Here is a 420-nt window from a genome sequence, read left to right as displayed (position 1 = left end):
GTCGTTGCCCGCGGCGACGTCGATGCTGACGGTGGCGCTGGCGGTGTCGCCATCGGCGTCCTGGGCCACGTAGTCGAAGCTGATGGTGCCGTTGAAGTCGGCGCCCGGGACAAAGGTCAGGCTGCCGTCGGCGGCGACGTTGACCACGCCGTTGCTGACCACGATCGCCTGGGCGGCGCCGGTGAGGGCGGTGCCGTTGATGCTCTGCAGGCTCAGGCCACCATCGGCGGCGCTGTCGTTGCCGAGCAGGTCGAGGCTGACCGAGCCGTCTTCGTTGACGTTGAAGCTGTCATCCACGGCGACGACCGGGTCGTTGCCCGCGGCGACGTCGATGTTGACGGTGGCGCTGGCGGTGTCGCCATCGGCGTCCTGGGCCACGTAGTCGAAGCTGATGGTGCCGTTGAAGTCGGCGCCCGGGAC

At 69.0% G+C, this 420-nt stretch carries 1 protein-coding gene; it reads right to left on the bottom strand.

Annotated elements, in window-relative coordinates:
• Positions 1-420 (bottom strand): Ig-like domain-containing protein (locus F3I16_RS20980; RefSeq protein ID WP_160495454.1); only part of this gene is annotated, 420 nt, incomplete at both ends.

This window comes from Pseudomonas sp. L-22-4S-12 (genome assembly GCF_009799935.1).
Taxonomy (GTDB): domain Bacteria; phylum Pseudomonadota; class Gammaproteobacteria; order Pseudomonadales; family Pseudomonadaceae; genus Aquipseudomonas.
This window is presented reverse-complemented; position numbering and strand designations above follow the sequence as displayed.